The sequence below is a fragment of the Clostridium celatum DSM 1785 genome (assembly GCF_000320405.1).
Classification (GTDB): Bacteria; Bacillota; Clostridia; order Clostridiales; family Clostridiaceae; genus Clostridium; species Clostridium celatum.
In genome coordinates this window covers 1-24,984 of the sequence record NZ_KB291674.1, presented here as the reverse complement: position 1 = coordinate 24,984, position 24,984 = coordinate 1, and the positions used below count along the sequence as shown (strand labels likewise).

The 24,984-nt window shown below is 27.3% G+C and carries 23 protein-coding genes; 4 read left to right on the top strand and 19 right to left on the bottom strand.

The window, feature by feature from the left end; genetic code table 11:
* Positions 1-171: 171 nt before the first annotated feature.
* From HMPREF0216_RS12365 to HMPREF0216_RS12340, 6 genes are all read right to left on the bottom strand, one after another.
* Entirely contained in the window at positions 172-711 is a 540-nt protein-coding gene (locus HMPREF0216_RS12365; protein ID WP_005214728.1) for a flavodoxin family protein, read from the bottom strand.
* A gap of 13 nt (positions 712-724) precedes the next feature.
* Entirely contained in the window at positions 725-1,132 is a 408-nt protein-coding gene (locus tag HMPREF0216_RS12360; protein ID WP_005214727.1) for a cupin domain-containing protein, read from the bottom strand.
* Between the two features lie 61 nt (positions 1,133-1,193).
* A complete protein-coding gene (locus HMPREF0216_RS12355) occupies positions 1,194-2,024 on the bottom strand; it encodes an SDR family oxidoreductase (protein WP_005214726.1) in 831 nt (276 codons plus the stop codon).
* A 42-nt stretch (positions 2,025-2,066) separates the two neighbouring features.
* Positions 2,067-2,816 (bottom strand): carboxymuconolactone decarboxylase family protein, encoded by a 750-nt coding sequence (locus HMPREF0216_RS12350; protein ID WP_005214725.1) that lies wholly within the window; start codon positions 2,814-2,816, stop codon positions 2,067-2,069.
* 372 nt (positions 2,817-3,188) lie between these two features.
* On the bottom strand, positions 3,189-5,729 hold the full coding sequence (locus HMPREF0216_RS12345) for an ABC transporter permease (RefSeq protein WP_005214724.1): 2,541 nt from the start codon (positions 5,727-5,729) through the stop codon (positions 3,189-3,191).
* A gap of 12 nt (positions 5,730-5,741) precedes the next feature.
* Positions 5,742-6,443, bottom strand: a complete 702-nt coding sequence (locus HMPREF0216_RS12340) for an ABC transporter ATP-binding protein (protein ID WP_005214723.1) — start codon at positions 6,441-6,443, stop codon at positions 5,742-5,744.
* Between the two features lie 201 nt (positions 6,444-6,644).
* On the opposite strand from HMPREF0216_RS12340, the gene HMPREF0216_RS12335 reads away from it, so the two are divergent.
* Positions 6,645-7,226 carry a TetR/AcrR family transcriptional regulator gene (locus HMPREF0216_RS12335; protein ID WP_005214722.1) on the top strand — a complete coding sequence of 194 codons (582 nt, stop codon included), beginning with the start codon at positions 6,645-6,647 and terminating at the stop codon, positions 7,224-7,226.
* Between the two features lie 115 nt (positions 7,227-7,341).
* A complete protein-coding gene (locus tag HMPREF0216_RS12330) occupies positions 7,342-7,884 on the top strand; it encodes an LURP-one-related/scramblase family protein (RefSeq protein WP_479723114.1) in 543 nt (180 codons plus the stop codon).
* 92 nt (positions 7,885-7,976) lie between these two features.
* On the opposite strand, the gene HMPREF0216_RS12325 is transcribed toward HMPREF0216_RS12330, so the two are convergent.
* On the bottom strand, positions 7,977-9,320 hold the full coding sequence (locus tag HMPREF0216_RS12325) for an MATE family efflux transporter (RefSeq protein WP_005214720.1): 1,344 nt from the start codon (positions 9,318-9,320) through the stop codon (positions 7,977-7,979).
* A 441-nt stretch (positions 9,321-9,761) separates the two neighbouring features.
* Between HMPREF0216_RS12325 and HMPREF0216_RS12320 the strand changes: the two genes are divergently transcribed.
* Positions 9,762-10,310 carry a flavodoxin domain-containing protein gene (locus tag HMPREF0216_RS12320; RefSeq protein WP_005214719.1) on the top strand — a complete coding sequence of 183 codons (549 nt, stop codon included), beginning with the start codon at positions 9,762-9,764 and terminating at the stop codon, positions 10,308-10,310.
* Positions 10,311-10,370: 60 nt separating this feature from the next.
* Here HMPREF0216_RS12320 and HMPREF0216_RS12315 read toward each other — a convergent pair whose 3' ends face one another.
* From HMPREF0216_RS12315 to HMPREF0216_RS12280, 9 genes are all read right to left on the bottom strand, one after another.
* Positions 10,371-11,012 carry a 4Fe-4S binding protein gene (locus HMPREF0216_RS12315; RefSeq protein WP_005214718.1) on the bottom strand — a complete coding sequence of 214 codons (642 nt, stop codon included), beginning with the start codon at positions 11,010-11,012 and terminating at the stop codon, positions 10,371-10,373.
* Positions 11,013-11,154: 142 nt separating this feature from the next.
* A complete protein-coding gene (gene larE, locus HMPREF0216_RS12310; RefSeq protein ID WP_005214717.1) occupies positions 11,155-11,976 on the bottom strand; it encodes an ATP-dependent sacrificial sulfur transferase LarE in 822 nt (273 codons plus the stop codon).
* A 75-nt stretch (positions 11,977-12,051) separates the two neighbouring features.
* Positions 12,052-13,362, bottom strand: coding sequence for a nickel pincer cofactor biosynthesis protein LarC (gene larC, locus HMPREF0216_RS12305; protein WP_005214716.1), 1,311 nt, complete (start codon positions 13,360-13,362; stop codon positions 12,052-12,054).
* The gene (larB, locus tag HMPREF0216_RS12300) at positions 13,359-14,105 is read right to left on the bottom strand and encodes a nickel pincer cofactor biosynthesis protein LarB (RefSeq protein ID WP_005214715.1); all 747 of its coding nucleotides are present in this window, start codon (positions 14,103-14,105) and stop codon (positions 13,359-13,361) included. Before larB ends, larC begins: the two co-directional genes overlap by 4 nt.
* 271 nt (positions 14,106-14,376) lie before the next feature.
* Positions 14,377-15,495 carry an aldo/keto reductase gene (locus tag HMPREF0216_RS12295; protein ID WP_005214714.1) on the bottom strand — a complete coding sequence of 373 codons (1,119 nt, stop codon included), beginning with the start codon at positions 15,493-15,495 and terminating at the stop codon, positions 14,377-14,379.
* 277 nt (positions 15,496-15,772) lie between these two features.
* Positions 15,773-16,081, bottom strand: coding sequence for a hypothetical protein (locus HMPREF0216_RS12290; protein WP_040419858.1), 309 nt, complete (start codon positions 16,079-16,081; stop codon positions 15,773-15,775).
* 227 nt (positions 16,082-16,308) lie between these two features.
* Positions 16,309-17,823, bottom strand: a complete 1,515-nt coding sequence (locus HMPREF0216_RS16440; RefSeq protein WP_169317585.1) for a discoidin domain-containing protein — start codon at positions 17,821-17,823, stop codon at positions 16,309-16,311.
* Between the two features lie 131 nt (positions 17,824-17,954).
* The gene (locus HMPREF0216_RS16435) at positions 17,955-20,153 is read right to left on the bottom strand and encodes a family 20 glycosylhydrolase (RefSeq protein WP_005214711.1); all 2,199 of its coding nucleotides are present in this window, start codon (positions 20,151-20,153) and stop codon (positions 17,955-17,957) included.
* Positions 20,154-20,476: 323 nt separating this feature from the next.
* On the bottom strand, positions 20,477-21,310 hold the full coding sequence (locus HMPREF0216_RS12280) for a hypothetical protein (protein ID WP_005214710.1): 834 nt from the start codon (positions 21,308-21,310) through the stop codon (positions 20,477-20,479).
* Positions 21,311-21,759: 449 nt separating this feature from the next.
* Here HMPREF0216_RS12280 and HMPREF0216_RS12275 point away from each other — a divergent pair, with 449 nt between their 5' ends.
* Positions 21,760-22,440 carry a flavodoxin family protein gene (locus HMPREF0216_RS12275; RefSeq protein ID WP_005214709.1) on the top strand — a complete coding sequence of 227 codons (681 nt, stop codon included), beginning with the start codon at positions 21,760-21,762 and terminating at the stop codon, positions 22,438-22,440.
* 58 nt (positions 22,441-22,498) lie between these two features.
* Here the strand turns inward: HMPREF0216_RS12275 and HMPREF0216_RS12270 are convergent, their stop codons facing one another.
* The 3 genes from HMPREF0216_RS12270 to HMPREF0216_RS16430 form a co-directional block, all read right to left on the bottom strand.
* Positions 22,499-23,374 carry an anti-sigma factor domain-containing protein gene (locus HMPREF0216_RS12270; RefSeq protein WP_005214708.1) on the bottom strand — a complete coding sequence of 292 codons (876 nt, stop codon included), beginning with the start codon at positions 23,372-23,374 and terminating at the stop codon, positions 22,499-22,501.
* A 4-nt stretch (positions 23,375-23,378) separates the two neighbouring features.
* Positions 23,379-24,038, bottom strand: coding sequence for a sigma-70 family RNA polymerase sigma factor (locus HMPREF0216_RS12265; RefSeq protein ID WP_005214707.1), 660 nt, complete (start codon positions 24,036-24,038; stop codon positions 23,379-23,381).
* A 445-nt stretch (positions 24,039-24,483) separates the two neighbouring features.
* Positions 24,484-24,933 (bottom strand): metal-dependent hydrolase, encoded by a 450-nt coding sequence (locus tag HMPREF0216_RS16430; RefSeq protein ID WP_005214706.1) that lies wholly within the window; start codon positions 24,931-24,933, stop codon positions 24,484-24,486.
* Positions 24,934-24,984 lie beyond the last annotated feature (51 nt).

Here is a 24,984-nt window from a genome sequence, read left to right as displayed (position 1 = left end):
TAATGTGTCCACTACTTTATACTAACACCATTATTATATAATTACATGAAATAAATAAGAGATAATTCCATATGAATTTAATCATTTAGAATTATCTCTGTATATATTCCTTTAATATTCTTCTATATTTTAATATAATCTTTGTAAATTTAATTAATAATTTATTCTACTTTATACATTCTTCCCAAGTTCATAAGCTTCTAGAAAAGCTTTAGTATTTTTAATTTCTCCCTTTTGCCATGCTCCTGTTCCATAAATAATTCCTTTTTCTTTTGCCCCTTGAAGACAATCTTCTGTGAAGCCACGAATTGCTTCTACTGTACGATGGAGCATATTTTTATCTGTATCAGCGGCAGTCATAATATAATAAAAATCTTTATTAGAAATCTCTGTATATCTTGGTACAGTTCTATCAATAAGAGTTTTTAACTGTCCATCCATTGAATAAAAATATACTGGTGTAGCTAAAACAATTACATCAGCAGAAACCATTTTATCAAGAATTTCTGCCATATCATCTTTTTGAACACATTTATGAGTAGAATTACATACTCCACAGCCTATACAATAATTTATCTTTTTCTGTGCTATAAAAATCTTTTCAACATCATTTCCACTTTCTTTTGCACCTCTCATAAATTCATCACAAAGTAAATCTGAATTTCCACCTTTTCTTGGACTTGTAGATAAAATTAATACCTTCTTACTCATATCTTACCCCCTACTATTTTAATTTGTTATATATTTCATCAGTTACTGCTTCAAGCCATTCATTGCTTGCACCCTCAGCAGGTACTTCAATTGCAAGATGACAAAACCAACTATCCTTTGATGCACCATGCCAATGTTTAACTTCAGCAGGAATATTAACAACATCTCCAGCTTTTAATTCTATTGCTTCTTCTCCCCAAGCTTGATAATAGCCTCTTCCACCAGTAACAAGTAAAATTTGTCCACCCTTATGATGTATATGCCAATTATTACGACATCCTGGTTCAAAAGTTACATTTCCAATACTAACTCCTTTAGTTGTTAACATATTCAAATATGCATTTCCTATAAAGTACTTAGAAAACATTTCTGGTAATGGTTCTCCAATTTTAAATACACTTAAATTTTTGTTATCACTCATTTTTATATTTAGTGGCTAAATTCATTATAAGAATTCAATTTCCACTAATACCTCCCTTCTTTTATTCAATAATATCTGTTGATGCTGCAAGCTCTGTTTGTGTTTCATACTCGGCAATACGCTCTTTTAATCTTGTAACAGTTGTCGAAAGTGCTTGTGATCCAAGAATCATACGAAGTGTTTCTGACGACCTGTCTACACTTTCAATAATACGTTGTGCCATTTTTGAAGGACTTCCAGGTGCAAGGCCCTTAGAAGCATCTAACATATCTAAAAATCCATGACATGATTCATATTCTGGCATAAGATTAGCAACTTTAGCACTGCCATATCTAAATTCTGTTCTTGCTCCACCTGGTTCTACTAAAGTAATACCTATATTAAACTGTCCCACTTCTTGAGCAACTGACTCACAAAATCCTTCAATACCAAACTTTGTAGCATGATACATTGAATTTGCAGGGAATGCTACTTGACCACCATAAGATGAAATTTGTATAATACGGCCTCCACCTTGCATACGTAAATATGGTAATGAAGATTTAATTAGCATAATAGAACCTGTTAAATTAGTTGCAATAATATGATTAATTTCATCATCAGATAATTCTTCTGCACAGCCAAATAAACCATATCCAGCATTGCTAATAACTACATCTATCTTTCCATGCTTTTTAAAAGCTTCATCTACTACTTTATGAATAGCTGGTACATCTGTAACATCAAGTATCTGACAATCAAATGTATCCTTATATTTTTCTTTTAAATATTCCACCTTTTTAGTATTACGTACAGTACCAATAACTGTATCTCCATTTTCTAATAGTTGCTTTGTCATTTCATATCCCAGGCCACTACTTACCCCTGTAATTAACCAAGTGCGATTATCCATAATATATTTCTCCCTTTTATTTACTTTGATATATTTATAAAACTATTTTGCTGCATCATTAACACATCTTAATGCATTTAAAGAACGAGGATATCCGATGTATGGTAAGCATTGAGAAATTATTTTAATTAAGAAATTTTTATCATTTCCTAATTTAATATTTGCAGCAGCATGTGATGTTAATTGTGGTTCACAGCCACCTTGTGCTGCTAAAAAGCAAAAAGTAATCATTTCTCTTTGTTTATAGTCAAGTCCTGTTCTTGTATAATAATCCCCAAAACAATTAGCTGCTAACCAATAATTAATGTGTCGACTTTCCTCTGGCCCTGACTTCCAAAAATCTTTCATGTTTTCTCCAAAAATATCTACTTGAGCCTTTGTACCAGCTTCACGCCTATTTTCTCTTGTAGTAGTACACTGTCCCTCAAGTGGTAATTTAATTCCTCTTGATTCAAGTATTTCATTTGTAACTTTCAAGAAAGGAAATACACGTCCAATACCTAAATAAGCAACTGATTGATATACAATTTCTTTAATTTCAACTGCTGTTACTCCAAACTCAAGTGCTGCTGGAACCATAGCTTTATATTCATCAATACCTTGACATCCAATAAGTGTTGATAAAATTGCTATAAATCTTGTTTTATTATCTAAATCATCTACATTTACTACTTCATCAAAGGCAAAGTTATCAAATATCTCTATAAACTCTGGATCTGTTTCAAGAAAATTAGAAACATAACCTGGAAACATCCTTTCATGATATTCCTTTGCTTTATCTGTAATTGCCATTTTTATTTCACCCTTTCATAATCCAATTTTTAATATTTGTTTCAGACTTTTTAACACTTGATCCAATAATTTTGCCCTTTACGAGAGAAATACACCACTAAACTTTTCTTATTATTTTTATCCATATAACCCTCCATTTTTAAATTCAGTAATATAGCTTACTTCTTTATTAACACAATTAATTAATTGTAAATTTTTATAAACTTCTTACAATAACTTCATGATATTCCTTGGAGTTAACTCCAAGTCAAGATAATTTTTAAAATTTATTTATTAAAACAATAAAACCTCAAGGTTTTTATCTCCTTGAGGTTTTATTATTTATATTTATATTTAAATTTTATTTTACACAACTACATTAAAAATCATTTATTATTCATTAGACTTTAATGCATCTATCATATCAACATTCTTCAATTTTATGTGCATTATAACCATAACTATTATTGAAAATAATATAGTTATTCCTGCCGATATTATATAACTAGTTATTGAAACATTAGGATACATCATCATAGTATCTGTTTCTGATGTATAAATTATAAATGCATGTAACATTTTTCCTAAAACCGAACCTGTAATTGTTCCTAATAGAGTTAATATTACATTTTCTCTTAAAATATACATAGTTACTTCATCATCAAAGAAACCTAAAACTTTTATAGTTGATAACTCTCTTATACGTTCTGATACATTTATGTTATTTAAATTGTATAAAACTACAAAAGCTAAACATCCTGCTGATACAATTATTACAATCATAACTAAATTCATATTTGCAGTTGATTCTTCCATTGTTTTTTGCATTTTAGAAGTTAATGTAACATTTATTACATTTTCACATTCTAAAAGTTTTGATGATATTTCATCTTCATCAGCATTATCTTTATCTATATTTAATAATTGTGTATTATATATAGGTTCTTTTCCAAATACTTTTTCATAATATTCTTTTGACATATAAATAAAATGCTTAGCATAATTTTCAGCTACTTTATCTATTTTAATTTCATAAGTGTTATTACTATCATCTTTTAATGTTATAACATCTCCTGTAGATGCACCTAAAAGTTTAGCTAATTTTTCAGTTATGATAACACCATCATTTGATATTTTATATTCTTCACCTGTTTTTCTATCATTTAAAGTTATGAAATCACCTAATTTATTTGTATCTTCTGGCACATATACTGTTGCTTCTTGATTATTCATATCTTTTTTACTAAAAGTTACTGATTCTTGATGTAAATTTAAACTACTTTCATATCCAGGTAATCCTTCTAAAACATCATTATATTTATTATTTGTTTCATCTGCAGAATCTGAATCAACTATTACCATAGCTTCATAATTCCAAAGATGTTCAAATTGTCTTTTAACTACACCTACATTTGAATCCTTAAGTCCAAAACCTGTGACAAGTATTGCCATACATCCTGAAATTCCTAATACAGTCATTATCATACGTTGTTTATATCTAAATATATTTCTAAATGTAACCTTATAATTAAAGTTTAATCTTTTCCATAATGGTGTTATTCTTTCTAAAAGTATCTTTTTACCTACCTTTGGAGCTTTTACTTTCATTAAATTTGATGGCTTATCTTTAAGCTCAACTGATATAACAAATAAACTTGCTCCTACAGTACATAATATTGATACTACCATTGACTGAATTATATAAGAATTATAATAATGTATACTTACTTTAGGTAAACTATATAAACTTTCATAAGCATTACTAATTACACTAGGAAGTATATTAGATCCTATTAGTATTCCTAAGATACATCCTGAAATACTTGCAAGTGATGCATATATTATATATTTCTTAGATATTTCAAAATTACCATATCCTAATGCTTTTAAAGTTCCTATTTCAACTCTATTTTCTTCTACCATTCTTGTCATTGTTGTTAAACAAATCATTAATGCTAATAAGAAGAAAAATACCGGTAATACTGACGCAATTTTATCTAAACTATTTATAGAATCCTTATATCCAGAATATCCTGTATTATCAGTTCTATCAAAAACATAATACTCTAAACTATCTAAATTCATTGAAGTATCTTCTTGATACTCTAATGGAATTTCACTAACTGACCCCATACTTTGAAGTATTTGACTTTGTATTTCTTCCTTTATTTCTTCAATTTTTTCTTCTCTTCTATTTGAATATAAGCTTTCAAGATATTCATTGTTTTCTTCCATTAGCTCTGCATATTCTTTGCTATATCCATCAAGTCCCTGTACATTTTTAAATCTTACATATAATTCTGTATATGCATCCATTGATATATCTGAACTATTTAATACTGCAAAATAATCAATACTTCCCTTACCAATTGAAGTTATACCTCTAGAGCCTTTTTCTATGTACATTGGACTTCTTACAATACCAACTATTTTAAACTTTGTCTTATTAAAAGACTTCATTGTATCTTCATCAGTATCAATTACATATTCTTCACCAAGCTTTATGTCACTATTAATCTTTAAAGCTTCTTCATCTATTGCTATTTCTCCACTCTTTTCTGGCAATCTACCTTCAACAACAATAAAATCATTTATATTGCTTTCATTATTATATTCCATAAATTTTACTACATTACTTGTATTAGTAAGATTTACATCTATACTATGTGTAGCATAAAAATCTAATATTTTATCATCATTTCTAAGTACATCAATATCTTTATCATCTATTCCAAAATTTGATACTATTTTGCTATCCATAAGCTTATATTCATCATATAAATTATTTATGGCTTTATTCATATCTGGTCCTGAAGATTTTATACCACAGTAAAAAGCCACCCCTAAAAGAATAATTATTAATATTGAAAAAAATCTTGCTTTTGATGATAGAATTTCTCTTACCGTTAACTTATTACATGCCTTAATTTCCATCACTCTATACCTCTACCATTCAATATTTTCAACTGGAATAGGATTACTATTAACTTCTACACTTCTAACTTTTGCATCATTAATCTTAATAACCCTATCTGCCATTTGTGCTATTGAAGAGTTATGAGTTATAACTATAACTGTTGTTCCCATTTCTCTACATGTATCTTGAAGTGTTTTTAAAACTTGTTTTCCTGTATTATAATCTAAAGCACCTGTTGGTTCATCACAAAGCAATAATTTAGGATTTTTTGCTACAGCCCTTGCAATAGATACTCTTTGTTGTTCACCACCAGATAATTGAGATGGAAAATTATCTTTTCTATGATCAAGTCCTACCAATTCAAGTGTTTTATCTACATCTAAAGCATTTTTAGATATTTGAGTAGCAAGCTCTACATTTTCCTTTGCAGTTAAGTTTTGTACTAGATTATAAAACTGAAATACAAATCCAACATCATCTCTTCTATATTTAGTAAGCTGTTTATTATTAAATTTAGAAATATTAATATTATCAACTATTATCTCACCATCATCACAATTATCCATTCCACCAAGAATGTTAAGTACAGTTGACTTTCCAGCTCCACTTGGTCCTAAAATAACGACAAACTCTCCTTTTTCAATAGAAAAAGAAACTCCATTATTAGCTACAACCTCTGTTTCCCCAACTTTATATTTTTTGTACAAATCTTTAATCCTTATATACGACATTTTATTCCTCCATTATGCTACTGTTATTAAATAGACAGTTTGTTCATTTAATAATATAATATATAGTATAAGTTAATATAATCTTATAGACAATAATCACATATTTTTTCAATGTTATTAATTGTACATAAAAAGCATTTTTGTCTATTAAATAATGCTTGTTCATAAATTATTTAAATTTACTAACAAAGGAGATTATCCATGGCAGGTATTAAAGGAAATCGTAGAATTTTATACACAAAAAAGATTATTAAAGAAAGTTTACTTAAGCTTCTTGAAAATAAAGAAATTCATCAAGTCACAGTTACAGATATATGTAAAGATGCAGATATTAATAGGGGAACTTTTTATACACATTATAAAGATGCTTATGATTTGCTTCAATCTATGGAAAATGAATTATTCTCTCAAATCATTAAATATATTGATGAAACTCCCGTAGAGAATTATCCAGATTTATTATTACTTAAGGTTCTTGAATTAATTGCAGAGAATAAAGAACTATGTAAAATTCTAATTTGCAAACATAACGATACTAAGCTTTTAGATAAATTAATATTTATTGCTAGTAAAGCTAATCTTGATCATATATATGCTGCATCTGATAACTTTGATAAATCCTACTATAACTACTATATAAGATATATCATTGGAGGATGTATTTCAATTATTGAAACCTGGCTTGAAAATGACTTACCAGAATCACCTAGCGAAGTTGTTAAAATAATTAATTCAGTAAGTACATTAAATACTGAATATCTTACAAGTTTAAACAAATGTTGATATTTTGTTGTTTTCTGAAATTTAGGTTATAATATGCTTGAAGTTTGTGGAGACGAAAAAGTTTGTAGAGCCACAGCCATGGATATGCAAATATATCTTTAAACCATAATAAAATATTTTTATAAGGTTTTTTATAGGGGGATTTTACATTAAAATATATTATATTGAGCAAAAGTTACTATCCTTAAATAGTAAGTATTATATTTATAATTCTCATAAGCAACCTTGCTTAGAAGTTACTACAAAAGGGATACTTTCGATTTTAGATAAATTATTCGGTAGCATTTTATCTATAAGGCATAACTTGTATATACATAGATTAGATGGAAGTGAATTTAGTGTTATTAAGAAAAAAACAGGGTTTATTTCAGACAAATATACAATTTATTGTGGTGGTGAAAATTTAGCATCAATTAAACGACATATGACATCTATTAAACCTAAGATATCAATAGTTACTAATAAACATAATTATTTAGTTTCTGGAGATATAATGGCAAATGATTTTACTATTTGTAACAATGGAATTACTGTTGCAAAGATAACTAAGACAACATTCAACATTAAAGACAAATATAGAATTGATATTTTTGACGAAGATAATGCTGACTTATTTTTATCAGCAGTTATTGCTATTGATAATTCAATTCATAACTAATATAAAACTGATAAGTACAAACTTATCAGTTTTATATTAGTTAATTATCATCAATAGTTTAAAAGATATCCTATAACTATATCCTCAAATACTTATACTAATTTTCTATTTTGCCATTTACCACTATGATATCTATAAATAAAGAAAAATGAACGAATGAACCAATCAACAATCATAGCTAGCCATACTCCAACAAGACCTAAAGCTAAATATCTTCCTAATGCAAAACTCAATAAATATCTACACGTCCACATAGAACATATAGATACTATCATTGTATATTTAGCATCATTAGCAGCTCGTAAGGCATTCGGTAATGTAAATGCTATTGGCCAGATAATCATTCCAAATATTCCATGAATCCAAATACATTTCTTTGCAAGTTCTGTTGATTCTTTAGATAAAGAATATAATTTTAAAAGTTCAGGACATAATATAACTGCTAATATACTAATAATCCCCATCCAAATATATGTCATTTTCATTAGTTTTTTCACATAAAATTTAGCTTGATCATATTCATCAGCACCTACACATTGTCCAACAATTGTTATTAGTGAAAGCCCTATGGCAGATCCAGGTATAATCATCATTTGAGCAATATTATTACTAACAGCATTTGCTGCTATTGCATATGTGCCAAAGGTTGCAATTAAGCTTTGAACTAATATTTTACCTAATTGAAACATTCCATTTTCTAAACCAGAAGGTATTCCAATAAATAAAATCTTTTTAATATAAAACCAATTCCACTTAAAACTATGATAATTATTTATATATATAATATTCTTTCTATTTTTTAGCATTATCAAAATAAGTATACTTGTAACTATTCTTGCAATAAGTGTTGCAAATGCTGCCCCAAATACTCCAAGTCCAAAACCAAAAATAAATACAGCATTTAATATAATATTTATTATATTCATAATGGTAGCATTAACCATTGAAATTTTTGAATTCCCCATAGCCCTAAATAAAGCTGCTCCAGAATTATATAATCCAATAAAAGGATAAGAAATTGCTGTTACAAAAAAATATGTTTTAGCTCCTTCCATAACATGATAATCAACGCTACCAAAAATACAACTTAGTAATGGTCCATTTAATAGTAAACAAATTATCATAATAACAACGGATAATAAGCCTGTAATTAGAATTAATTGCTTTCCTGACTCTCTTGCTTCTTTTCTAGAGTCTTGTCCAATAAATTGTGCTGCTACTACTGATCCTCCTGTACCTAGTGCTGCAAATATATTAATTAATAATATATTTATTGTATCAACTAGAGAAACTGCCGAAACTGCTGTTTCTCCCACACTTGAAACCATTATAGTATCAGCAAATCCAACAGTAACTGCTAATAATTGTTCTATAATCAAAGGAATGATTAATTTCTTTAAACCTTTCTTAGAAAATCTTCTTTCTACTTGCAACACGTAATTTTTTTACCTAACAACTCTGATTTCTTATTAATTATCTTTCCTTTGATATATACCTTTGTGCATGCCTCATAAAACCTTAAACAAAATGCTTCCATATATTATACCCCATATTCTTATTACTATTGCCTACAGAATATTATATCATATTTGTAAATTTATGTATAATAATTGTCTTTTATTTTTAGCTAATTACTTTTATTATTTTTATCATTTTATTAAGCTATGTTTAATAGTAATTGAGAATTATCAATACATGGATAAAGAATGGTAAAAAAGAATTAACCTAGGATATGGCTACTATACTTGAATAACAAATACCCTTGTAAAAGATCATCATATTATTTTTAGACTATATAAATAAAAACAAATTTGTAACCATATATTAGTAAATGTTAAAATATAACTAATTATTTTAAAATTCATGGAGGATCAATTATGAATAGGACTGTTGTTGTATATGAGTCTAAATATGGTTCAACTAAAAAATATGCTAAGTGGCTATCTGAAGAACTTTCTTGTGATTTAATTGAAAAGAAAAATACAACCATAGATAAACTTTTAGGTTATGATACCATTATTTATGGTGGCGGACTTTATGCTGGAGGCGTAAGTGGAATAAAGTTAATTACAAAGAATTTTCATAAAATTTCTAATAAGAATTTAATATTATTTACTTGTGGATTAGCTGATACTAGTGATAAAGAAAATATTGCTCATATTAAGGATTCTTTAAATAAGGTACTTTCAACTGAAATGCAAGATAAAATTAAAGTTTTCCATTTACGTGGAGGCATTGATTATAAAAAACTTAATTTTATTCATAAAATTATGATGAAGATGATGTATAAAATGCTTTGCAAAAAAGATCCTAAAACCTTAAAAAATGATGATAAGGAATTAATTGCTACTTATGGTAGTGTTGTTGATTTTACTGATAAATCATTTATACAGCCTATTGTTGAATATGTTAAATTACTTCCATAATTCATTTAAAAATATTAACACAAGCCTTAATTCAAATTTTAAATTAAGGCTTGTGCCACATTATTTAGATAATTCTATTGATTTTTTAGGACATTTATAAACACATTGCTTACATAATATACAATCTTTATCTTCAACCTTACCATTTTTATATTCCTTTGGTGATATTCCCATAGGACATACTTTTGTACATAAACCACAACTTACACATGTATTAGAAACTTCTATATTAACTTTTCTACCTCTAATTTTTGTTATAAAAGCTGATATACTTCCCATAGGACAGAAATTACACCAAGTTCTCTCATTATAAAACATTCCTAAAACTATGGCTACAATAGTTGTAATTACTATTATTCTATAAAATACCATTCCTATTCCGTAAAGATTTCCCCAGTTTTTATATACTCCAACAGTAAAATTAAACATTATAAAAGCAACCATAAATATTCTAAAGCCTGTACTTTTTAAAAATTTAGGTGTTTTCTTTTTACCTGAAAATCTTTTTAAAATATTATCATAAAAATTTCCTCTTGGACAATAATTGCCACACCAATATCTACCTTTACCAATTACTGAAAATACTACAGGTGCTAACATACATATTATTGCTGCTATTGCCCATCTCATATCAAATAGTGATGCTACTAAAAATAATATTAATAATAAATACCCATACTTTTTGTAAATTTTTCCTAACATTAATTCCACTCCTAAAAATTATTTTAACTATAAACTATAATTAAACTATATCACTATATAATTTATTCATTTGTGATATAATCACCTAAAAAAGCCATAGATTTATTTCAATCTATGGCTTAATATCTATAACTAAAATAATTTACTTTTCTTTATTATAATCCATACTTCCAGACCTAAAACCTTCTAAATCAATAGTTACATATATATAACCTAATGATTTAAAATAATCAACTATATCTCTATTCTTTTCTAAAATCTTAAAAAAATCATTTTCATCTACTTCTATTCTTGCAATATTATCATGAATTCTTACTCTAACATTGTATATTCCAATTTTTTTTATAAACTCTTCTGCTTTTTCAACATTATTCATTTTTTCATAAGATAATTCTGTATTATATGGAAATCTTGTAGCAAGACATGGAGTTGAAGGTTTATTATATACAGAAATTCCTTTTTCTAAAGCTAACATTCTTACTTCTTTTTTGGTAATACCAGCTTCTGCAAGTGGGCTTATTATCCCAAGTTCCTTAACTGCCTTAATTCCTGGCCTATATACATGTAAATCATCTTCATTTGTTCCTTCAATAATTGTATTTACATGTAATTCATTTGCCTTTTCTATAATCTTCTCAAATAAGTACTTTTTACATAAGTAGCATCTATTTATCGGATTCTTTAAAATCCCTGCCTTTTGTAATTCATCTACCTCAATTATAAAATGTATAGCTCCAAGCTCTTTGGCTACTTTCCTTGCATTATCTAATTCATTAAAAGGATGAAGCATTGTATGCAATGTAACTGCATATACTTTATTTCCTTTTTTTATAGCACTATCACATGCCATTTTTAAAAGTAAACTACTATCAACCCCTCCAGAAAATGCTATCATTACATCTTCATCAGTACACTTATTTATTGTTTCCTGTAGTTTAATTACTTTGTCATGATATTTGTCCATACTTCCCCCTAGATATTTATCTTTTCACTTACAGCACTTAGTAAATAGAAATTATTCTTAGCTTATAATTAAAGATTAAATTTCATTTTTTATTAGTATATTATCTTTTTCACATTCTTTTCTAATAAGATGATATACATCTTGATAGGACATATTATGTTTCTTGCATAATTCTACTACACTACTGTATTCTGGATAAACCCTTTTACCTAATTCAAGATTACATTCCTTTACTTGTACTTCCCCTAATGATGTTTGCATTGTTTTTATTTCTCTATTTAATACACTACGTTCCATTTTAATACGCCTTATTCCAATTGTTGTTGTTTCCATAAAAATGATTTGCTCTAGTTTTTCTATATCTTCTTTTTTACAAATTACATTTATTTGATAAGCAGGACGATTTTTCTTCATATATACAGGTATATAGTGAACATCCCTAGCCCCTGCTTCAAATAATTTATCCATCACAAATCCTAAAGCTTCTCCTGTACTATCATCAATGTTACTTTCTAGTTTATAAATACACTCTTCTTCTAAAGATTTATCTTCTATAATCATTGCACGAAGAAAGCTTGGTCTATCATAACTTCTTTTTCCACATCCAATTCCTATCTTTTTAATAGTAAATTTTTCAGGTAATTTATCAGAAGTTTTAATTGCTGCAACTATTGCAGCTCCAGTAGGTGTTACCATTTCGCCTTCTGTATTTGTTATGTGAAGATTTAAATTATTATCTGCCACAATATAGGTAACTGCTGGTACTGGAATTGGAATTACTCCATGTCTACAACGTACAAATCCATAACCTTCATGTAGTTGTGGTACTATAACTTCTTTAATTCCAAGATTATCTATACAAACTGCAACCGCTATGATATCAACTATAGAATCTACTGCTCCTACTTCATGGAAGTGTACTTGATTTATTTCTACTCCGTGAGCTTTAGCTTCAGCTTTTGCAATAATAGTAAAAATACTCTTTGCAATTTCTTTTGCATTATCTGTAATATGGGCATCATTTATAATATTGAAAATTTCTAAAGGTCCCCTCTGCTCATCATCGTCATAATTATAATTTATATTAATTCTATGAGGATGATGCCACTTATCATTTCTCTTTATCATTAAGTGCTGCTTTTGTCCATGTAAATACTCCATATCATGGTCATGATTTTCGTGATTTTTATCTAATATTACATTAAAATCACATCCATCTAAACCAGATTTTTTAACTCTGCTTATTTCTACTTCAAAACCACCAATTGGTAAACTACTAAGTGCAGTTTCTAAAACTTCTCTATCTGCGCCTAAATCTAAAAGTGCAGCTACTGCCATATCTCCACTTATTCCAGAATAACATTCTAAATATAATGCTTTTCTCATTGCTTCACCCCTAACCTATTTATCTGCGTTGCCATATATCCTGCACCATATCCATTATCAATATTCACAACTGCAATTCCATTAGCACAAGAATTAATCATAGTTAAAAGTGCTGCTAACCCATTCATACTTGCTCCATAACCTACTGATGTTGGAACTGCTATAACTGGCTTATCTACAAGCCCTCCAATAACACTTGCAATAGCACCTTCCATTCCAGCAACAGCTATTATACAATTTGCACTTTGAATAACATCTAACTTTGATAATAATCTATGGATGCCACTAACACCAACATCATAAATTCTTTCTACATAAGATCCAAAATACTCTGCTGTTTGTGCTGCTTCTTCTGCTACAGGTATATCAGCTGTTCCTGCCGTACAAACTACCACCTTTCCCACCTTTTTCTTTCCCTCTTTTTCAATCTTTATAATACGAGACACTTTATCATACTTAGCTTCTTTATATCTTTCCTTTATTAATTCATACTGATTAATAGTTGCTCTTGTCCCTAATACCTCTCCATCTATTTCATATAACTTTCCAAATATATTTAGCAAATGATCATCAGTTTTTCCACTACAAAAAATAACCTCTGGAAAACCTGACCTTATTTTTCTATGAGTATCTAACTTAGCATATCCCATTTCCTCAAAGGGTTGTCTACGCAAATATTGTTCTGCTTCATCTATAGATATATCTCCATTTTTAACCTTCAATAAAATATCATGTGTTCCCATTTATACCTCCAACTTAACTTTTATATATTTACTAATAAATTATTTTTAATATAAATATTCTTAATGATTTTACTTATCACCTTTACTCTGTTATATCTATTATTTTTATAGTTATATACCACTTTTTATTTATACATTTTTTCCCATAACCAAATCATACACCTTGGAGTAAACTCCAAGTCAATATATTTACAAATAAAAAATCTCTAACTCTTAATTATTAAGAGTATAGAGATTTTAAAACTATTTATACTAGCTTTTATATTAATACTTATTCAAATTCCTTTGCTACTTCCTTTAAAAACTTTGTGATTTTAATATGCTGTGGACAACTTTTTTCACATTTTTTACATTCAATACAATCAGATGCTTTTCCATAGGTCTTTGTATAATTTGTATAGTATACACTTTCTGTTGAAAACATCTTACTATCTGCTCTTTTCTTAGCATTATATAATGCAAAATAATTTGGAATTGCTATATTTTTAGGACATCCATCTACGCAGTATTGACATGCTGTACATGGAATTGCAATTGATTCATTTATTACCTTTACTACATCATTAATTATATCATACTCTTCTTTAATAAGCGGTTTAAAATCTTGCATATATGATGTATTATCAAGTAATTGATCCATATTAGACATACCACTTAAAACCATCATAACATTTTTATTACTTGCAGCAAATCTAATTGCCCAAGAAGGTATTGAAGCATTAGGATTATAATCCTTTAATAACTTCTCTGCTTTATCAGGAAGCTTTACAAGAGTTCCTCCCTTAATAGGCTCCATAACAATAACTGGTTTTCCATGCTTTGTAGCAACTTCATAACACTTTCTTGATTGAATGCTTTCATTATCCCAGTCTATATAGTTAAGTTGTAATTGAACAAAATCCACTTCTGGATGTGCTGTTAATATTTCATCTAACAACTCTGCACTATCATGATAAGAAAAGCCTATATTTTTAATTTTTCCCTCTTCTTTTTTTCTTTGAATAAACTGAAAGCTATCCATTTCTTGTGCTATCTTATAATGAGATACCCCAAGGTTATGAAGAAGATAATAATCAAAATATTCTACACCACACTTTTCAAGCTGCTCATTAAAAATTCTTTCTTGATCTTCCTTTGTCTTTAAAAACATAGTTGGCATCTTTGTAGCTACAGTAAAACTACTTCTATCATGACGTTTAACTAAATCTTCTCTTAATACAATTTCACTTTGAAAGTTATGATACATATATGCAGTATCGAAATAAGTAAATCCTCTTTCTAAAAAAGTATCCACCATTTTATTTACCATTTCAATATCAATACTTGCTGCATCATCTTGATTTTTTAAAGGTAGCCTCATTAATCCAAACCCTAATTTTTTACCTTCCATCTTTATATAACCTCCATAATATTATATAGTGTTATTTCCTTCTTTCTTATACCTTATTTTTCCAAAACAATATAATGGTAGTATATACCTTGGAGTTAACTTCAAGTCAATACCCATTATAAAAATTTTATTGTGGAGGTTTATTTAAAATTCATAATTGCTAAAAATTTTTCATAAATAAAATGTTAACTCACCTAATTTTAATTTCATGTTTCCCCCTTAAATTTACTTCATATATAATACAATTGTTCATAAAATCTCATGGATAAATTCTCACTTATTTCTCTCTTTTTCTAAAGCCTATAATACTAGTTACAACAATCATTAACAGTATTTCTACTATAAATGCTAATGTTAGTGCCAATATAAAACTAAATAATGCTCCAACTGTATAATTTAACTGTCTATATAAATACATACCAACCAATATACCTAAAACAACTGAAATTCCATTTGTTATTCCTTTAATCCTAATTGTTAATTCAGTATTACAGTTGCTACATCTAATACAATTGTCTTTATGAAATAATGATTTAAAAATTTCCATAATCTCTAACTTTGATTTGCATTCTGGACATATTCTCATAACATCCCCCTAAATCCCTTTTATTTAATTACGTTTTATCTAAATAATAATATTACTCTAAAAAACTTACTATAATTGATGATATCCCTAGTATAAAACATATGATTCCACCAATTCTAGTTGACCATATGCACAATTAAAATAAGGTTATCTATTTTGATAACCTTATTTCCTGGGTAATATTAACAATAATACAATTATTATACTACATATAGTTATACCAATTATTATCTTTTCTTCTTAGCAATTAAAGATCCAATAACTGTAATAGTACTTGCAAATAAAAGTGCAGCTACATTTGATCTACCACCTGTATTAGGTAATTTATTCCCCTTGCTTATTGTATTTGAAGTATTACCTTTAGAAGTAGTGCTTGCTATTATATTTTCATTTTTATTTATATTATTATTTACATTGTTTTCAGTAATTGAATTAGAATTATTTTCACTTTCTGAATTATTAATATTACTACTTTCCTTTTCAACCAAATTATTTAAAGCTAATTCAAGATTTTTATTTGCTTCTAATATTTCCTTTTCTATAGATTCTTCATTAGAAAATACACCTCTTGCTTTTTCTAATGCTTTATCTAAAACCTTTAAACTATTCTCTGTATATCTATTTTTATCAATTTTCTCTGCTTTACTTATTAATTCTTGTAATTTATCTTTACTTGGTTTCAATCTTAGTTCTAAGAATGATCTTAGCAATTCTTCATAACTCTTCATAACATCATCCTTTAAAACATTTTCATGTTTAACTATTGATATTGCAAAACTTAATTTTTCTTGTAACTTGCTCCAAGTTTCTGAAATATACTCTTTTTCATTTAACTTTTCAATTCTATCAATTAATGATATAAGAGTTTCTTTATTTCCTTTTTCAAAAGATAACATTTGCATTACTTTACTTAATCTATCAAAAGAATTATTTATTTGTTCTTGAGTTACATTAGATAAAGCTAATAATTCCTCAGCTTCCTTTAACGCTTCTTTAAATTCACTAACAACTGCTGGTACAATATTTAAAAGCTCATCTTCTGTTATATTTTTAGCTTCTTCTACTGCCAATTTTAAATGCTCTGTAAATATCTCTTCAATTTCATTATCTATTGCATCAATAGCTTTTCTCAATTTGCTTTCAATATCTTCAGTATCTATTGAATTTTTAATATATGCTTTTTGTGCTTCAATTAAAGCATCAACCATATTAGAAATAAGAGACTTATTCTTACTTTCAATATTTAACTTTTCAGCTTCAAGTATCATATCTTTTAGTACATTAGATTCTTGAATTTGCTCATAAGTAAAATAAACTTCTGCTATTTGATACCACTTAGATAAATCTTCCTTGATTACAATTCTTACATATTGTACTAAAGTTTCATCAAAGTAAATTGTCTTATCTCTTCCCTCTGAACTACTTAACTCTCCAACCTTTATCCAGTCTCCATTTGCCGATTTTACCTCTACATCAGCCTTAGAAATCATATCTTCTCCAACCTCTTCTGGTTGAATAATTTGAATCTTTGACATATTAAGCTCTTGCGGGAATGAGAATAAAATTTCATCACCTATATTTTGATTATCAGCAAACCAAGCTTTTGTTGATAAATCGCCATCTACCATTCTTTCAACTGCAAACTTTTCAGGTGGGAAATAAGGCCCTTGCCAAGAAGCTCCTGAATGAGTATAGGTTGTATCACTAGATGTAATATCTGGTGTATTTCCATTCTTTTTCATTAAATTACTCTTTGCAACTTGAATCTTTTCAAACTCTTCTCTCATTTTAGCAGTACTAATATCTTCGCTATATAATATAGCTTTTCCATTATTAATAGCAGCTATATAATCTTCATATCCAGAAATAAACCTTAAGAGTTAAGAGTATATTCACATTCCACATATAATGGATAATACTCTAAAAGAATTGACTTTTCCTTAGCAGCTAATAATTCAGTTAATACCTCATCTACTTCTAACTGCTCACTTAATTCATTTTCATAAACACTTTTTGCATTTTCCAAAGCATTTTTATAATCTGCAAAAGTTTCTCTTATATATAAGCTTTCATTTAATGGATTTTTAATTTCTTTTTCTAATTCTGACTTATTACAATATAATTCATACGTAAATGTATAAACTACCTCTTCCTTAGAAAAATTACCTGAAACATTTTCTTCTGATATTACCCTATATCCATAAATTTCTTCAGCATCAAAACTATAATCTTTACCTATAGTTCCATACTTAACAATGTCATCTTTTAATATCTTTCCAGTATTACTTACATATCTTAATGTAACCTTTCCAATATTCTCAGCTTCTAAAAACTCTCCAACTTCTGGTAGTTGTGAGCCCTTTTCAAAACCAGCTACATTACCTAATAAAGCATAATTTTCCCTAAACTTATCTATTGTAGTAATTGAATTACTTTTAGTATTCCAACTCTTAGTAGCTAATGAACGTAACTCCTTTGAAATATCTTCAGTAATTATATCTTCACTTACTAAGTTTGGATTATCACACCAAACTGCTAGTGAAGCACCTTTAATTACACTAGAATCATCAGATATTGTATTAGATTCAAACTTTCCTGGTGTCCACTGTTCAAATATTCTTACATCTTGATTTAAATAATCAAAAGAATGTTGTTCACGTCCATCTGTAGGTTTACTATTACGTAGCACATAATAAAAATAACCTGCATTTACATTATAAATATCAGTATGGCCCTTATTTATAATAGTATTTAAATTTGCAATATCTCTATTCCATCCCATTTGAGACCAAAAATCAACACCAATATAGTCATGCATTTTTACTGTTTGAGGTTTTTCATTATAAGAATTTTCACCATAATAAAGACCATCATTCCACACTCTAGGTTTAAAGCCACCTTCATAAACTAATTCTGCAATTTCATTAATATAATTAGCTAATGCATCTTGCCAAACAGCATTTGAACCAAATTTATCCTTTGCATAACTATCTAACACACTTTTATATTGTGTAGTAAATGGTGCTCTATCAAATTCCATGTATTCATCTCCACCAATATGGAAATCAGTACATCCTTCAAATAACTCCATATACTCTCTATATAAACTTTTAAAATACTCTACAGCTTCAGGATTTGTAACATCTAATCCACCATCAAAATGAGTACCAGTATTACTTATTTGTCCATATTCAGGATGAAACTTTAAAATATGATTTGCATGACCTGGAGTATCAAAAGATGGAATTACCTTTATCCCATACTTTCTAGCCTCTTCTAAAATCTCCCTTACCTCTTTCTTTGTAAGATATTCATCTGAAACTATAGATGGATCTGTTTCACATTCTATTCTAAAACCCATATTTTCAGAAAAATGCATTTGTATAGTATTCATTTTCATATAAGACATTTCTCTAATTTGACGAATAAACCAATCCTTTGAAAAATATTTTCTACCACAATCAACATGAATTCTTCTTTCCTCTACATCTGGATAATCAATTATTGTTCCATATACAAGTCCCTCATTAGTAATCATTAAATTTTGTATTGTTCTAAGTCCATATAAAATAGCATTTTCACTTGCACCAGTTAATCTTATTCCATTATCATCAATATCAATACGATAAGCTTCTAAACTTGTAGATTCTTCAGTAATTTCACTAACATCAGTAATATTAATAAAAACATCACTTTTTACTAATTCACTTTCTCCACCATAAGCCATAACTAATGGTGCAGATACAATTTCCTTTTCTAAAAACTCAGCGTTAACTAGTTTTATAACTTCCTTTAAACGTTCATTATTAACATTTGTCTCATTTGCTAATACAACTAATCTACTATCAGCAGTTAAACTCCAGGTTTTCATAGAAGAATCTGCAGTGTAGCTTTGTACAATAGGATTCACCATAGCTGATAATTCCTCATTTGTAAATACTACTTTATTTTCTCCATAAGCATTATCAATTTCCAATGCAGATATAGTTGTAGAACATAAAACAGTTAAAGTCATTATTGCACTTAAAGTCTTTTTCCAATCACCCTTATACCCATATTTTCTTGTAATCATTCCCCCATACCCCTTTTAAAAATTTATTTTTATTTTAAGTCTTAATATTTAAATAGTATCACATATGGAAATATATGTAAATGTTTGCATTTCATAAATTTATTAGCTTTTTGATATTTTCTCATGTACACATAAACTCTAATATTGATATTAAATAATATAATTATTAGAAGCTTTAATTTTTCATAAATACAAAATCATATATATTCCTATTGTTTTTACGGTAGCATTAATTACATTTAATATTATTATATTTAAAGAAATATAGAAAAATATAAAACTATAAATATTAAAATGGCTATTGTAATATTACAATAGCCATTTTATCTTCCAAATACAGGTTCATTTTCATTTCTAGCATATATTTTTATAAATGCGCCTAAAACAGTTATATTAGCTACAACTCCAAATATATCAGCTATTACCAAAATATTCTGAGCTGGAAGTAATAATTCTTTATTTATATCACTTCCTTCATTTATTAAATGTACTAATGTATAACAACCAATATCATAAAGTACCCCTCTTTGTATAACATAAAGCTCTGCAGCAATAACTGCATCAATATCAGGATTATATATATTCTTTATTCTTTTATCATATTTACTTCTTATTAAATCAATGCTCTTTAAAATAGCCCTTAACCAAAAATAATCACCATAAAATCTTATTAAAAAAGCATATGCCTGCAAATATAATATGTTTATATTCTTTTTATCACATTCTAAAAAATCAATAATAAGACTAGCTTTATATTGCTCATTAACTGCTATTATATTTAAAACATACAAGATTATTGTCAATATAGATGCCTGACTTATTAAATACTCAGGCTCTATAGATTTTTTTCTCTTGTCCTCTCTTTTACTCAGCTGATCATATCTACTAAAATCTACATAAGATATTAAAACACTAGCTATTAAAGCTAATACCTGACCTTGTCCTAATAAGATAAATGGATTTGTATAAGCTTTTTCTTTATTACAGCTTAAATTTATACTTTCAATTGTACCTTCAAAAAGAAATATGTCTGATATCATATATATTAAAGCTATTTTCACCTGAAGATTCAATAATGATAACTCACGTTTATCATATTCAGATATATGTTTAAAGCTATCTTTTTTATCTTTATTCTTTGAATGAGCATAAGACATATTTAGTTCTCCTAATACTTATCTTCCCATGCTTATTATATATAGAACTTTTTCCCTTTTTATATTAATAAAATTAAGCTATAGGAAAATAACTTCTCATATTTAAAATATTATTAATGAAATTAAATGTGCATTATATACCTATAACATTCCTTTTATCTTTTAAATCAATTAAATTAAATAGCTTGAATTTTTGGGTAATTGTAACATATGGTTGTTTTAGAATTGTTAAATTCACTATCTAAATAAAATTTTTCATATTGTCTGCAATTATACTTTATATTTATTAATATACATTTTGGATTTTTTCTTTATATATAAATACTTATTTACGAGTATTTTATTTAAGTGTACAATTTAATTATTTTTACTTCTAAGATAAATATCATTAGATATCTTTGTATAAAATTATACTCTTAGAATAAATATATATAAATTAATAATGTAGGATGGTAATTGTGAAAATTGTTGTTATACACGGACAGCATCATAAAGGAAGTACTTGGCATATCACAAAATTATTATTGGATAGATTGAGTTCAACTGCTGAAGATATTAAAGAATTTTATACAAATGATATACCTCATTGTACTGGTTGTTTTACTTGTATCATTAAGGATGAACATTTATGTCCTCATAGAAATATAGTTGGACCAATTATTGAAGCCATTGAAAATGCTGATGTAATATTAATTGAATCTCCAACTTATTGCTTATCTATGTCAGGACAATTAAAAACCTTCTTTGATCATATGGCCTATAGATGGTTAATTCACAGACCTCATCCATCAATGAAAAATAAAATTGCAGTTGCAATTTCTACTACAGCTGGTGCAGGAGCAAGCAAAGTTACAAAGGATATAAAAAGACAAATGTTTTGGCTTTGTGTGGGAAAAACATATAGACTTGATTTTAGGGTTTTAGCTACTAATTGGGATGAAGTAAAACCTGATTTAAAAGAAAAAATTAATAAATCAGTTACTAAAACTTCAAAAAAGATTATCAATTCCTATAATAGTGTTCATCCATCAATTTTATCTAAAATTATGTTTCAAGTAATGCGAAGTATTCAAAAAAATCCTTGGCTTGATGTTGATGGAGAATACTGGATAAAAAATAATTGGGTATAATAAATAAGTAGAAAATTTTAAAAAATATTACTGGAAATCAAATTTCCAGTAATATTTTTTAATCATCATCTTCATCGTAATTGTCATTATCATCATCGTTATCTTCGTCTTCATCATCTTCATAGTCATCATCATTTTCGTCTTCTAATCTATCTTCAATTTCATCTTGAAGTTCATCTAATGCATCTTCATTTAAAAATACATTGCTATTATTAACTTTTAGTAATTCTAATAGCTCTTGAGTACTTAAGTTTTCAAAGGCTTCTTCAAGTCCATCTTCATCAAGTTTTAAAATAGCCTCATATTTACCTAAGCTTATTCCTTGTTCCTTTGCCATTGATAAACTTTCTTCTGTTCCTTTCATAAAGGCTACATTAGTTTCATTGAATGTAGTTTTCACCATATTTTCTATTCTTTCTTGAAATTCCATATTATCTGTGCCTAAAAAAGAAAATCCAACTAAAACTGAATTACCATTTCCTAAATAATTTTCATTGGTTAATAATTCTTTTAACTTATTAGAGCCTTCTTCTACTGTTAATCCTTTTATACTCTTTATATCTAATATTTTTCCATCATCATTTAACCCTTTAACATTAATTATTTTTCCACCATCATTTAAATCAAATTCAATACTAGGATTAACATCAAAGGTTAAAACTGCATAAGTATTATTTAAACCAGGTGAAAACATATTAAATATTGGATTAATTAAAATAATCATAAGTGCTGCTACTGCCCCTAAAGGAATTAACCATGTTTTCAAACTCCTATTTTTATTATTCCTAGTATCTATATAAATATCTTCATCTAAGCAAAAAATAGTCTCTCCAACCTTTAAATTCCCCTTTTTATTAATTCTTACTACTTCTCCGCCTTCTTTCATAACTATTATATAATTATCTTTTATCTCCATAACGACAGCCTTAAACATATTTTCACCTCCTTATCCATAATTTCAAATTTCTAAGATTTTTATCTAATATTATTACTACTGAAATAATAAATTTCTTGCTTCTTTTAATAATTTTTTCTGTTATAGAAAACTTAACTGATATTTGTTTTATTGGTAATCTCTTTTTCTCATACATAAAACTCTTTAATAATACATCTTTATTTACATTTTCAGAAATATCAATTGCTCTTTCTCTAGTATCAGTATGCTTTGGAGCTTCCTCTACTAAATCTTCAAATGTAAATCCAAATTTACCTATCTCTTCTTTAAGCTTAATTATTTCACTAGAAAGTTCATTACTACTTTCCACTGGTGTATGATGAAGTTCTCCAATATCTATACCATTCTCCTTTAATTGTTCTATAGAATCTACATTGTTATGTTTATTTTCCTTAATTAAATAATTTTTGATTCTACTGCTAATAACAATCTTTGCAAAAGATGAAAAGCTCCCCTTATGACTTTCATATTTATCAACTGCTTCTTTAAAAGCTATTAAAGCAATACTAAATTCATCATCATTTTCAACGGAAACATATTTCCCAGTTGTTGAGCTTATAGACTTTATAATAAGGGGCATATATTCTTTAATGAGAATATTTATATCTTTATCTTCTATACTATTATCTAAAAACTCTTCCATTTCTTTTTAATCTCACCACCTTTAATCATTATTAGATACAATTAATATTTTTATTTTAGGTACTTTTTTAATAGTATCTTTACTAGATAAACAAAATATTCAATAATAGTAATCTTTGAGAAATCAAAAAAGGTAAGCATCTTTGTTTATTTTTATTCTATCTATTTTATATCATTTACGAGTATTTTATTTAAAACTATAATAAAAGTTATAATTGCTTCATTAACTTTATTATAAGACATTAATAAATATTAAAACAAAAATAAGCTTAGATACTTATAACCATAACTTATCTAAGCTTATTTTAAATCTATCTCTATATTATTTTGAATTTCTGCTATTGTATTCACTATTACTTCCATTGCAGATAAACCACATAAGGGTTACTACATAGGCATTACAAATGCTAATGTTACACAGCTAAAAATAAAGTTATTAATCTTATTTACTGTAATCCTAATAAAAAATTGAAATTTACTGTGTTAAGTATATAAATATAACAAAAATAAAATATTGCTATAAGTGCTATATACCTTATTAAAATATCTGTAGTCTTTCCTGTTGTGCATAATTTTAGTCCATAATTCTCCTTTATAAAAGGATAAAAAAATGGTACTCCCATTTTAGTAAAACTATCTGCCACTAGATGAGTAGAATAACCAACAAACCAAAATAAAGCTATAGATTTATCAAATGTACTTAATATAATTGTACTTATAGAAAGTGCTAATATTGAATGTGTCCAAGTTCTATGCTTTATAGGTAAATTAACATCAAAATCAGCAGCTATAGCTCCAATTAAAGCAACCAATATATATTCTATATTATAGGAATATGTTGTAACTAAAGGTGCTGCAAAAGCAACTCCTAAACTCACATGTGTCTTACTAGTCATTAAATCCCCCTATTTAAAGTATTCGATCTGTTAAGTTATATGAACATTGCT